This is a genomic window from Streptomyces sp. SID13031 (genome assembly GCF_010548305.1).
Lineage (GTDB): Bacteria > Actinomycetota > Actinomycetes > Propionibacteriales > Kribbellaceae > Kribbella.
In genome coordinates this window covers 29,157-40,880 of record NZ_JAAGLV010000002.1, presented here as the reverse complement: position 1 = coordinate 40,880, position 11,724 = coordinate 29,157, and the positions used below count along the sequence as shown (strand labels likewise).

Sequence of the window (11,724 nt, the reverse complement as noted above, 5' to 3'; positions counted from 1 at the left end):
CTCACGCCGATGTTCGTCTGAACTTGTCTGACCTGATGATTAACTCAATGAATTAAGCCATCAGACAGCCTTCTTCTTCAGCTTGCGGCGCTCGCGCTCCGACAGCCCGCCCCAGATTCCGAAGCGTTCGTCGTTGTGCAGCGCGTACTCGAGGCACTCGCCTCGTACGTCGCACCCGAGGCAGACCTTCTTGGCCTCCCGGGTGGAACCGCCTTTCTCCGGGAAGAAAGCCTCTGGATCGGTCTGGGCGCACAGCGCCCGTTCCTGCCAGTTCGGCTCCTCCTCGATCGCCTCACCGTCGACAATCGCCAGTAGCGTTTCTGTCACGGTACGACCTCCTCGACCCTGTTCGTTCCCCTGTACATGTGGGCTTGCGGTCCCACATGCCTGACCTCGACCGCTCTGTGTGCTGAAAGCGGTCCCCGATACCGAGTGTCCAACGAACGACACGGTTGAAATTACATTCCTGCAATCCACGAAAGTCAAGCCGTGGTCTGCTATTGGCATCATCCGCAACATGGCTGCAAAAGAACGAGAGGCCTGTCTGCACAGGCCTCTCGGTCTACTTCGGCACTTTGTCAGGCGATCGGAACCGGGCTGACGCGGTGAAAGCTTCCTGGTCAGGAAGGCTGTGACCACCAACCCTGCTGTCCGGCCTGACCCTGCTGCTGCTCGCCCTCTTCGGCCTTGGGGGTGTCGGAAACCTGCGGTTCCACGCGGGTTTCGTCTGCCCCTTCGGGCGCCGCCTCGGCCGGCTGCTCGGCCGCCGGGGTCTCTTCCGCCGGCCAGGTCTGGCCTTCTTGCTGCCAGCCCTGCTGCTGCCAACCTTCGGCCTGCGGGGCGGCCGGCGGGGCCTGCTGCTCAGGCTGAGCAGCTTCCTGTGCGGGCCATTCCTGCTGTGCGGGCTGGCCGTACTGCTCCTGGCCCCACTGCTGACCGGAGTCGGCGCCGCCCCACTGCTGCTGCTCCTGCGGCCACTGCTGGCCCTGCTCCTGGCCGGCCCACTGCTGCGGCTGGCCTTCCGGGCTCCACTGCTGCGTCGGCTCGGCTACCTGACCGTCAGCCGACCAGGCCTGCTCGCCCGGCTGAACTACCGGCGCGTCAGCCTGCGGCTGCGCGTCGCCTTCGGTGACTGGCCAGGTCTGCTGCTGCTCGCCCTGGTTCCAGCTCTGCTCCTGCGGCCACTGCTGCTCGCCACCCTGTGCTGCGGCGTAGCCACCAGCTGCACCAGCAGCGGCACCGGCCGCACCAGCGCCATACGCGCCGTACTGGCTCTGCTGCTCGTTCTGACCGTACTGGCCCTGCTGGGCGCCGTACTGGCCGTACTGAGCGCCCTGCTGGCCGCCGTACTGGCCGCCCGGAGCGCCGTACTGCCCCTGGGCGCCGTACTGACCGCCCTGCTGGCCGGCGAACTGACCCTGCGGGCCGGCCTTCGGCGCACGGACCGGAGCAGGCAGTGCCTGGAAGGTCTTGAGGATGTAGAGCCCGGCGGTGCCGTACAGCGCGAGGCCGCCGAGGGCGTAGAGGAAGCTGGTGATCTTGATACCGGTCGTGCTGGTCTCGTTGAAGCTCGCGAACGCGACGATCAGCCCGAGCAGGACGACTACCCCGGTGATCGACAGTGCCGCCAGTGCGACGGTGCGGGCGTTCGGGGTGCGCTCACCGGCTTCGGTCACCAGCCAGACCGATGCGGCTAGTGACACCAGCACCGCCAGAGCAGTGAGTCCGGGCGGGGTGAGCGTGCTCTGGACGAGGCCGGCGGCGTTGGTGAAACCCGCCCCGCCGACGAACAGCCGGAGCAGCGAAGCCAGCGCCACAAGGCCTGCGAAGGCGAGCAAGATATACGCGACCGGCTCTCTGAGCTTCTTGGTTGCGTCGGTGACCACGAGGGCTCCTCGGGATGTTGGGGGCCGTTCAACTGACAGGTGACACACATCGGACCCTGGGCAGCATAGTCGTGCGGTGGTCGACTGCTTTGACGACTCGTGGAAACTGTCCTCATGCGATTGACAGTGCTTGCTGGTGGCATCGGCGGTTCCACCTTCCTGCGCGGCCTGCTGAAGGCCCGCCCGGACGCCGAGATCACCGTGGTGGGGAACACCGCGGACGACATCACCCTGTTCGGGCTGCGGGTCTGCCCCGACCTCGACACGGTGATGTACACCCTCGGCGACGGCATCTCGAAGGAACGCGGCTGGGGCCGGGAGGACGAGACCTGGGTGATCAAGGAGGAGCTCGCGGCGTACGGCGTGGAGCCGACCTGGTTCGGCCTGGGCGACCGCGACGTCGCCACCCACCTGGTCCGGACCCAGATGCTCGACGCCGGCTACGGCCTGACCGCGGTGACCGAGGCGTTGTCCAGCCGGTGGAAGCTGCCGGTCCGGCTGCTGCCGATGAGTGACGACCGGGTCGAGACGCATGTCGTGGTCGACGACCCGGACAAGCCGGGGACGAAGAAGGCGATCCACTTCCAGGAGTACTGGGTCCGGCTGCACGCCGAGGTGACCGCGCACCAGATCGTCGCGATCGGCTCGGAGAAGGCCAAGCCGGCGCCCGGTGTCCTGGACGCGATCGCCGAGTGCGACGCGCTGCTGCTGCCGCCGTCCAACCCGGTGGTCTCGATCGGCACCATCCTGGGCGTCCCGGGGATCCGTGACGCTGTCCGCGAGACGTCCGCGCCGGTGATCGGGGTCTCCCCCATCATCGGCACCAGCCCAGTCCGCGGGATGGCCGACAAGGTGCTCGCGGCGATCGGGGTCGAGTCGACGGCCGGTGCGGTCGCCAGGCACTACGGTTCGCGCGCGGCGGACGGCGTACTGGACGGTTGGCTGATCGACACGTCCGACGCGGCTCAGCTGGAGTCGATCGCGGCGGCCGGCATCCACGCCCAGGCCGTACCGCTGTGGATGACCGACGAGGACACCACGGCCGCGCTCGCTTCCGCTGCGTTGACGCTGGCCGAGGCGGTCCGCCGATGAGGAAGCAGCTGGAGGTCTTCCCTGTCACCGGGCTGCCCGAGGTCGCTGAAGGCGAGGACCTGGCCGCGCTGATCGGTGACGCGGCCGACCTGCGCGACGGCGACGTGGTCTCGGTCACCTCGAAGATCGTCAGCAAGGCCGAGGGCCGGCTGACCACCGGCACCCGGGACGAGGCGATCGACGCCGAGCTGGTCCGCGTCGTCGCTCAGCGTGGCGACACCCGGATCGTCCAGACCCGGCACGGCCTGGTGCTGGCGGCAGCGGGCACCGACACGTCCAACACTCGCCCCGGCACCGTCCTGCTGCTTCCTGTCGACCCTGACCTGTCCGCCCGCTCGCTGCGGACGGCTCTGAAGGACCGGTACGACGTGAACGTGGGCGTGGTCGTCACGGACACGCTCGGGCGCCCATGGCGCAACGGCCAGATCGACCTGGCGATCGGGGCCGCCGGAGTGCAGGTGATCGAAGACCTGCGCGGTACTACGGACAGCCACGGCAACGTGCTGGCTGTCACCGAGCCTGCGCTGGCCGACGAGATCGCTGCCGCCAGCGAACTGGTGAAGGGCAAAGCGGACGGTGTACCGGTCGCAGTACTGCGTGGGCTGGCCGACATCGTGTTGCCGGCCGGCGAGCACGGGACCGGGGCTCGGGCGCTCGTGCGAGACGCCGAGATGGACCTGTTCAGCCTCGGCACCCGGGAGGCGGCGCTGGCCGCAGTACTGGACCGGAAGGCGCCTGCTGGGCCGCGGGAGGTCGATCCGGCGCTGTGGGCCGCGCTACCGCTGGAGGGCGTCCAGGTGGAGCTCCTCGACGGTGCCTTGAGGGTCTCCCTCGGCGACCCCGTCGCAGTGGGCATGGTCGCTGAGCGGCTGGCCGTCCTGCTGCACGCGGAGGGCTACGGGGTGAAGGTGCGGACCGGCCCAGCCCGACCGGGGCGGTGGGGTGGGGGTCGGCATCAATACAGTGAGGCGACGATCACGTTCGGCTCACGGTCTCGCTAGTTTTCTAGGCAACTTCTCAGGCACCTTGCGTACACTGCATCCGCACGGCGGCTCCGAGACCGCCCCTGATCCGGGAAGACCATCACTGTGGGTAAGTCTCAGAAGCAGTCACGCCGCGAGCTCGTCGAGAAGATGCAGCGCGATCAGGCCCGCGGCGACAAAGTCCGCACCCGACTCATCATCGCCGCCTGTATGGTCGTCGGTCTCGCGATCATCGCCTACCCGGCGATCAAGCTCATCCAGGACTCGCGGACCAGGAACCAGGCGATCACCGACCTCGGTGTCGCCGCCTCGGCAGCGTCCTGTGACACGCCGACCGAGGACCCTGCCGCCGGTACCCAGGACCACAAGCCGGACGGCACCGTGATCCCGTACGCGGTGTCCCCACCGTCGTCGGGCCCGCACTACCAAACCTGGGCCCCGCTGTCGAAGAAGTTCTACGCCGACAGCGACCGCCCGCCGGTACCGAACCTGGTGCACAACCTGGAGCACGGCTACACGGTCCTCTGGTACAACGAGGCGACCATGAAGAACGCCGACCAGGTCGCCCTGATCGAGAAGATCTCCAAGGCCAAGCTCCCGGACAGCTCCAACGGCAAGTTCATCGCCGCCCCCTTCAAGGCCTCCGACGGAGCCGCCTGGCCGGCCGGCAAGAACATCGCCTTCTCGCACTGGTCCGGAATGGCCCAGGACGGCAAGACCGCCTTCGGCCACCGCCAGTTCTGCGGCTCGGTCTCCGGCGAAGCCCTCAAGCAGTTCATGGACAAGTACCCGTCCCTGGACGCCCAGGAGCCCAACGGCGGCTGACCACCCAGCCCCACGAAGAAGCCCCGAACCTCGAGTCGAGGTCCGGGGCTTCTTCTTGTGGTGCAGGGCTCAGACGTACTTGTCGGCGTGGTCGGTCTGGACGATCGCGACCAGGTCCTTGATCCGCTCGCCGTCGGCCAGTGGGCAGACCAGCGTCACATCGTGGGTGTGCACGATGATGTGCCCGCGCAGCCCGACGGCCGCGATCAGGTGGTCCGGGTCGTCGGTGACGATCACGTTGTCGTGCGAGTCGAGCAGGCAGCTGAGCGCCGCGCCGTCATGACGGTTGCCATCGGCATCGACCTCGTAGGTGCCGGCCAGCGTCGCCCAGGAGCCGACGTCGAGCCAGTGCACCGGCATCGGTACGACGACCACGTCCGCGTCGACCTTGCCCTGCGAAGCCGGCTCCATCACCGCGTAGTCGACGCTGATCTTGCGCAGCGTCGGGTAGATCTCGGCCAGCGTCGCGTCCCGCTCCGGGGTGTCCCAGACCGACGCGACCTGGCGCAACTGCGCGGCCGACTCCGGCAGCAGCGCGTCCAGCACGCTCAGGACGGTCTCGGCGCGCCAGACGAACATGCCCGAGTTCCACCAGAACCGCCCGGTGGCCAGGTACTCCTCGGCCGTCGCGCGGTCGGGCTTCTCCCGGAACCGGTCCACGACGTACGCCGGGGTGCCCTCGATGGCGTCACCGCGTTCGACGTACCCGAGACCGGTGTGCGGGTGGGTCGGCTCGATCCCGAACGTCACCAGCGATCGGGGGCGCTGCTCGACCACTTCGAAGCCGGCCTCGATGGCCGCCCGGAACTCGTCCTCGGGCGTGATCAGGTGGTCCGATCCGACGATCGCCAGAACCGCGTCCGGGTCGTTGCGGGCCACCACGGCCGAGGCCAGGCCGACCGCGTTGGCCGTGTCCCGGCCGACCGGTTCGCCGATGATGTTGTGCTCGCCGAGCTCCGGCAGTTCCTCGCGGACCAGCTCGGTGTGCGCCGCCACCGTGCAGACGTAGATGTTGGCCGGATCGACCAGTCCCTGCAATCGGTCGTAGGCCACTCGCAACAGCGAGTTCCCCGCTGCCAGGGGCAGCACCTGCTTGGGTTTGTCAGCTCGCGACAGCGGCCACAGCCGAGTCCCCGAGCCGCCGGCCAGGATCACCACGTTTCGCATGGAGAGGGAGCCTACCGGGCTGGGGCTACTCGGCTGGTTCGGTGGCGGGGGCTACCTCGCAGGCGGGGTTTTCGGGGCGGAGGTCCGGGGGCGGCGGGAGGCGGAGGTGGGCCAGGTCTGGGGGGATTGGGCTGATGGGGCGGAAGAAGGGGTCCGGGTCGCCGTCGATGCCGGTGGCGGGGGCGTCGGTCAGGCGGAAGCGGTCGCGGAGGCGGCCGTAGAAGTCGGTGGGGCGTAGGCGGACCAGGCGGAGGCGGCGGACTGAGCCGTAGACGCCTATCCAGTCACCTGGGTCTAGTACGCCGCGGAGCTGGCCGTCGATGCTCACTGCAGCCTGGCCTGAGTGTGGGAGGACTCGGAGGCCTACTGGTTCGTCTGGCGCTGCTACGACGGTGCGGTTGAAGGTCATGTGCGGGGCGACGGGCGTGAAGACGACTGCTTCCATGTTGGGCGACAGGATCGGGCCGCCGGCCGCGAAGCTGTACGCCGTACTGCCGGTCGGCGTGGCGACGATCAGGGCGTCAGCGGAGTACGACGCGAGCAGGCGGCCGGACAGGTAGACGCCGACGCTCACCTGGTGGTCGCGGGCGAGCTTCTCGACTACTACGTCGTTCAGCGCCGTGACGTCGAGCGCAACGCCCCACCCGTCGGCCTCTGGGCTCTCCTGCCGGACAGCCGGCGGCGGTAGCGCCGGGCCGTGCCCGTACCGCAGTAGGGCCTCGATACCGGTCGGGATCTCCAGCGGGCGGGAGGCGCGCATCGTGAGCGTCATCCGCTCCTCGATCGTCGCCTGGTCGTGGTGGACCGCCTCGAGCGCCTCCTCGACGTCGCTGCAGGCCACCTCGGTCAGGAAGCCGACCTTGCCGAGGTCAACGCCGAGCACGGCGGCACCGTTCTTGGCCGCGATCCGGGCGCCGCGCAGGAAGGTACCGTCGCCGCCGAGGGTGACGACCAGGTCCGGGTTGCCGGCGTGCTGCATCTCGGCCATCCCGCCGCGGCGGTGGCCGTGGTCCTTCCAGACGTCGATGTCGGTGCAGCCGATGCCGTTCTTGCTGCACCACTCGCGGACCACTCCGGCGGCATGGACGGCGAGCGGACGGGCTTGGTGGACGACGAGGCCGAGACGGCTGACTGGCACTGTGCGACTCCTCCGGTACTACGCCGTACGACTCCTGTACGACGCTGCCGACCACCGTATGTCGTGCAGACCGGATCGCCACCGTTCGCCGACATTTCCCTGACATTCGGTCAGCACTGTGGAGCGTATGACGACCACCAAGCTCTTCAGGCTGGCCCCGCTGGTCCTGCTCGCCGCCGTGGCGACGGGCTGCTCCTCGGCGAAGGCCGATCAGCAGGCTCAGAGCAATGACCCCGGCAAGGCCCCGGAGATCGCCACCCTCACGACACCGCCGCCGTCGGGCAAGACGACCACCAAGGCGACGCCGAAGGACCCGGACGCCGGCCGGCCGCGGGAGCGGATCGACATGACCGAAGCCGACCGCAAGCGCCTGTACGCGCCGTACATGGCCTGCCTGAAGGACAACGGCATCGACACCTCGGCGCGGAGCAAGGAGCCCGGTGTGCTCGGCAGTGGGCCGACGACCGACCCGAAGAAGGCCAAGAACGCCGGCGAGGTCTGCGAGCCGAAGCTGCCGCTGCCGGCCTGGGAGATCGACGCGAACAACCCCGACGCGCTGGACTTCGGCCGGAAGGTCGTGCAGTGCCTCAAGGACAAGGGCGTCAAGTACGTCGAACTGTCCACCGACACCTCGTCGGGCATCGTCGGGCCGTCGCTGGGCGGACCGCAGAACGACATGCAGTCGATCACCAAGGGCATGGACCTGATGCCGGAGTGCCAGCGCGAGGTGGCCGGCAAGTGAGCAAGCGTTCCAACCGGGTCATCGCGCTGGTCACGGGGGCTGTCGTAGTGGCCGGCGCCGGAGTGGCCGGGTTCCGGCTCTTCGACAAGCCGGAGAAAGCGGTGGCGGCGGACGGTCCGGATCCGGCCCAGACGGTGGAGATCGTGCGGGCCGACCTGTCCCAGGCGAAGGATCTGAACGGACGACTCGGGTACGGCGCCGGCCAGACGGTCAAGAGCCATGCGGGCGGGACGATCACCTGGTTGCCCAAGGTTGGCGCGGCGCTGGAGCAGGGTGATGTCCTGTTCCGCGTCGACGACAAGCCGGTCGTGTTGTTCTACGGCGGTACGCCGCTGTTCCGCACGATCGGCAAGCCGGCGGCACCGCCGAAGACGCCTGGTACCCCGCCGCCCTCCACTCCCCCCAGCGCCCCGCCGGCGAAGGACAAGCCGATCGAGGGTCCGGACGTGCGGGTGGTGAAGGAGAACCTGACCGTGCTCGGTTTCTTGCCCAAGACAACGACCGACAAGTTGACCGCGGCAACGACCAAGGCGATCAAGGAATGGCAGAAGTCGCTCGACCTGGCCGCGACCGGGGTGATCGATCCGGCGACCGTCATCGTGCTGCCCGGCGCTGTCCGGGTCGACTCGATCAAGGTCGCGCTGGGCGACCCCGCGACGGCGGACATCCTCGGTGTGACCGCCACCGACAAGGTTGTCACGCTGCCGGTCGATGCCGACTCCACGCAAGGGATCATGGTCGGCGCGAAGGTGAAACTCACGCTGCCCAACGGCAAAGCGACCACTGGCACGATCCGTAGTGTGGGCACCGATGCGGCCGCGCCGCCGAGCGATGGCAATCCGGCCGATGGCGGCAAGAAGCCTCAGGTGGCGGCGATGATCACGCTCGACCAGCAGGCCGCGAGTACCGGGGTCGACTCGGGTCCGGTGACCGTCACAGTTCCGGGGGCATCGCGCAAGGGCGTGCTCGTAGTACCGGTTGCTGCGTTGCTTGCTTTGCGGGAAGGCGGCTATGCGGTTCAAGTGGTGAACGGTACGACGTCGGCGCTGGTCGGCGTGAAGACCGGAATGTTTGCCGACGGCAACGTCGAGATCTCCGGCGCCGGACTGCAGGCCGGCCAGAAGGTGGTGACGACTTCATGACCGCCGTGGTCGAGCTCAGCCATGCAGTGAAGGAGTATCCCGGTGGCGTCCGTGCACTGGACGACGTCTCGCTGCGGATCGATCGCGGCGAGCTGATCGCGATCGTCGGCCCGTCCGGTTCGGGTAAGTCCACGCTGCTCAACCTGATGGGCACGCTCGACCGCCCGAGCGCGGGAACGGTCGCGATCAGCGGCCAGGACGTCGCCGGCCTGTCCGACCGCGAGCTCTCCGCCCTGCGCGGCCGGTCGATCGGCTTCGTCTTCCAGCAGTTCCACCTCGCCGACGGCCACACCGCCACCGAGAACGTCGCCACCGGCCTCCTGTATGCCGGTACGCCGCGCCGCGATCGCAAGCCACTCGCCCTGGAGGCACTCGCCAAGGTCGGCCTGTCCCACCGGGCGAACCACCACCCCCACCAACTCTCCGGCGGCGAACGCCAACGAGTCGCCATCGCGAGAGCCCTCGTCAACAGCCCCGCCGTGGTCCTGGCCGACGAACCCACCGGAGCCCTCGACACCGCCAACGGCCTGGCAGTCCTCGGACTACTGACCCAGCTCCACACCGCCGGCACGACGATCGCCGTCATCACCCACGACCGGGAGATCGCCGCCCAGATGCCCCGCCAGGTAGAAATGCGCGACGGCCGCCTGGTGGGCGCCGAATGAAGCGTGCGGAGGCGGAGGCGACTCGTCCCACTGCTGGCCGGCTGCGCCTGGCCGGACACCGTCTGCGACGTTCGCGCGCTAGCGCGAATCGGCTGACTCAGCCAGTGCGGTTGCCCGTCTCTGACCTGCTCTTGCTCGGCCTTACTCGGGTGCGTACCAGGCCGATGCGGGCCGCACTGTCGGCGCTGGGGATTTCCATCGGGATCGCCACCATGATCGTGGTGACCGGGATTCCGGCGTCGAGTCAGCAGGCTGTGCTGGATGAGCTGTCGACGCTTGGGCCTGATCTGTTGCGGGCGGCCGCGGTGCCGAATGCGAATGACCCGAGTCAGGCCACCGGGTTGCCGCCCGAGTCGGTGGGGATGGCTGCGCGGATCGGGCCGGTGCAGGAAGTCAGTGGGGTCGCCAACGTGCACGCGAGCGTTCGGCGGTCCGACAAGATCGACGCGACCACCAACAGCAGCGGGATCACCGTGCTCGCGGGCACGCCCAATCTGCTGGGCCTGCTCGGCACGAAGGTTTACTCGGGCAAGTTTTTGTCTCAGGCAACCGACAAGTTCCCGACCGTCGTTCTCGGCGCGAAATCCGCTACCTGGCTGGGCATCACCGACCTCCCGGCCGGGCAGCCGCTGCCCCGGATCCTGCTCAACGACACCTGGTTCACCGTCATCGGAATCCTCTCCGCCTCGCCACTCGCACCCGACGTCGAGCAATCCGTGCTGATCGGTTGGGACGCGGCAAAGACCACACTCGGCTTCGACGGCAGGCCATCAGTCGTGTACGTCCGCTCGACGGACACCGCCGTGGAGGACGTCCGGGCTGTGCTCGGTCGCACCCTCAGCCCCGAGCAACCAGGCATGGTCCAGGTCAGCCGCCCCTCGGAGGCGCTCGCAGCGAAACGCATCACCCAGAACGCCTTCTCCACCTTGTTCCTCGGCCTGGCCGGTGTCGCCCTGCTCGTCGGCGGGATCGGCGTCGCCAACACGATGGTGATCTCGGTGCTCGAACGCCGCCGCGAGATCGGCCTCCGTCGCGCCCTCGGCGCCAACCGGCGGCAGATCCGCGGCCAGTTCCTGACCGAGTCGGTCGTCCTCTGCGCGATCGGCGGCCTGATGGGCGCGGTCCTCGGCGTCCTCGGCGTGATCGGCTACGCCGATGCGCAGGGCTGGCCGATCGTGATCCCGGCGTCCGCGGTACTCGCCGGACTGGGCGCCTCGGTGAGCGTCGGCGTACTGGCCGGTGTCTATCCCGCGGTCAGAGCATCGTTGCTCACCCCAACGGAAGCCCTGGCCTCAGATTGACGAGACAGCTCAATTGTCAGGAAGTTGTCCCGGCTCCGCCGACATCGCCCGAAGCAAAGACCTTGCGACCTATAGTCGAGGACATGTGTGCCCAGGTCGTGCTTGCCGAGGACGACGAGAAGCAGGCCGAGCTGGTCCGGCGCTACCTCGAACGCGAGAACCACTCGGTGATCGTCGTCCACGACGGACGGTCCGCGCTCGAGGAGGTCCGCCGCCGGCAACCCGAGCTGCTCGTCCTGGACGTGATGCTGCCCGGCGTCGACGGCCTCGACGTCTGCCGGATCCTGCGCCGCGAGTCCGATATCCCGGTGCTGATGCTGACCGCCCGGACCGAAGAGGAGGACATGCTGCTCGGCCTCGACCTCGGCGCCGACGACTACATGACCAAACCCTTCAGCCCGCGCGAGCTCGCCGCCCGCGTCCGCACCCTCCTCCGCCGCAGCAGCGCGAGTACCGGCGGCAAAGCGAACGAGCCCGACCCGATGCTCCGCGTCGGTGGCGTCTCGGTTGACCCCGAACGCCACGAACTGTTTGCTGACGGCAACAAAGTCACCTGTACTCCGGGCGAGTTCCGGCTGATCGCCACGATGGCCGCCCGGCCGCATCGCGTCTTCACCCGGGCCCAGTTGCTAGAGCAACTGCACGGCATCGACCAGTACATCACCACCCGAACGATCGACACCCACGTACTCAACCTGCGCAAGAAAATCGAGCCCGACCCGCGCAAACCGATCCGCCTGCTGACCGTCTACGGCGTCGGCTACAAGCTGACCGACGGGTGAG

General features: G+C 68.5%; 11 protein-coding genes and 1 pseudogene. 8 read left to right on the top strand and 4 right to left on the bottom strand.

The genetic code is table 11. The features are described 5' to 3' along the window. Positions 1 to 60: 60 nt before the first annotated feature. Together G3I17_RS04295 and G3I17_RS04290 are read right to left on the bottom strand one after the other, a co-directional pair. Complete coding sequence (locus G3I17_RS04295) at positions 61 to 327, bottom strand: WhiB family transcriptional regulator (protein WP_164594311.1); 267 nt, start codon at positions 325 to 327, stop codon at positions 61 to 63. A gap of 293 nt (positions 328 to 620) precedes the next feature. Then, a complete protein-coding gene (locus G3I17_RS04290; RefSeq protein ID WP_164594309.1) occupies positions 621 to 1,886 on the bottom strand; it encodes a hypothetical protein in 1,266 nt (421 codons plus the stop codon). Positions 1,887 to 2,000: 114 nt separating this feature from the next. Here G3I17_RS04290 and cofD point away from each other — a divergent pair, with 114 nt between their 5' ends. From cofD to G3I17_RS04275, 3 genes and pseudogenes are all read left to right on the top strand, one after another. After that, entirely contained in the window at positions 2,001 to 2,978 is a 978-nt protein-coding gene (gene cofD / locus G3I17_RS04285; RefSeq protein WP_164594307.1) for a 2-phospho-L-lactate transferase, read from the top strand. After that, positions 2,975 to 3,709: pseudogene (locus G3I17_RS04280) on the top strand (coenzyme F420-0:L-glutamate ligase); the annotation flags it as partial. The gene cofD and the pseudogene G3I17_RS04280, both read left to right, overlap by 4 nt. 357 nt (positions 3,710 to 4,066) lie before the next feature. After that, positions 4,067 to 4,786 carry a DUF3105 domain-containing protein gene (locus G3I17_RS04275; RefSeq protein WP_164594303.1) on the top strand — a complete coding sequence of 240 codons (720 nt, stop codon included), beginning with the start codon at positions 4,067 to 4,069 and terminating at the stop codon, positions 4,784 to 4,786. Between the two features lie 69 nt (positions 4,787 to 4,855). Here the strand turns inward: G3I17_RS04275 and G3I17_RS04270 are convergent, their stop codons facing one another. Together G3I17_RS04270 and G3I17_RS04265 are read right to left on the bottom strand one after the other, a co-directional pair. Beyond that, positions 4,856 to 5,953, bottom strand: a complete 1,098-nt coding sequence (locus G3I17_RS04270) for a mannose-1-phosphate guanylyltransferase (protein ID WP_164594301.1) — start codon at positions 5,951 to 5,953, stop codon at positions 4,856 to 4,858. A 25-nt stretch (positions 5,954 to 5,978) separates the two neighbouring features. After that, a complete protein-coding gene (locus G3I17_RS04265; RefSeq protein WP_164594299.1) occupies positions 5,979 to 7,091 on the bottom strand; it encodes an NAD(+)/NADH kinase in 1,113 nt (370 codons plus the stop codon). A gap of 127 nt (positions 7,092 to 7,218) precedes the next feature. Between G3I17_RS04265 and G3I17_RS04260 the strand changes: the two genes are divergently transcribed. The 5 genes from G3I17_RS04260 to G3I17_RS04240 all read left to right on the top strand — a co-directional run bounded on the left by G3I17_RS04260 (position 7,219) and on the right by G3I17_RS04240 (position 11,723). Then, on the top strand, positions 7,219 to 7,833 hold the full coding sequence (locus G3I17_RS04260) for a hypothetical protein (protein ID WP_164594297.1): 615 nt from the start codon (positions 7,219 to 7,221) through the stop codon (positions 7,831 to 7,833). After that, positions 7,830 to 8,975 carry a peptidoglycan-binding protein gene (locus tag G3I17_RS40375; protein ID WP_164594295.1) on the top strand — a complete coding sequence of 382 codons (1,146 nt, stop codon included), beginning with the start codon at positions 7,830 to 7,832 and terminating at the stop codon, positions 8,973 to 8,975. The genes G3I17_RS04260 and G3I17_RS40375 overlap by 4 nt, the downstream gene beginning before the upstream one ends. Next, positions 8,972 to 9,640 carry an ABC transporter ATP-binding protein gene (locus tag G3I17_RS04250; RefSeq protein ID WP_164594293.1) on the top strand — a complete coding sequence of 223 codons (669 nt, stop codon included), beginning with the start codon at positions 8,972 to 8,974 and terminating at the stop codon, positions 9,638 to 9,640. Before G3I17_RS40375 ends, G3I17_RS04250 begins: the two co-directional genes overlap by 4 nt. Positions 9,641 to 9,789: 149 nt before the next feature. After that, positions 9,790 to 10,941 (top strand): ABC transporter permease, encoded by a 1,152-nt coding sequence (locus G3I17_RS04245; protein ID WP_343238201.1) that lies wholly within the window; start codon positions 9,790 to 9,792, stop codon positions 10,939 to 10,941. Between the two features lie 83 nt (positions 10,942 to 11,024). Then, positions 11,025 to 11,723, top strand: coding sequence for a response regulator transcription factor (locus tag G3I17_RS04240; RefSeq protein WP_164594289.1), 699 nt, complete (start codon positions 11,025 to 11,027; stop codon positions 11,721 to 11,723). Position 11,724 lies beyond the last annotated feature (1 nt).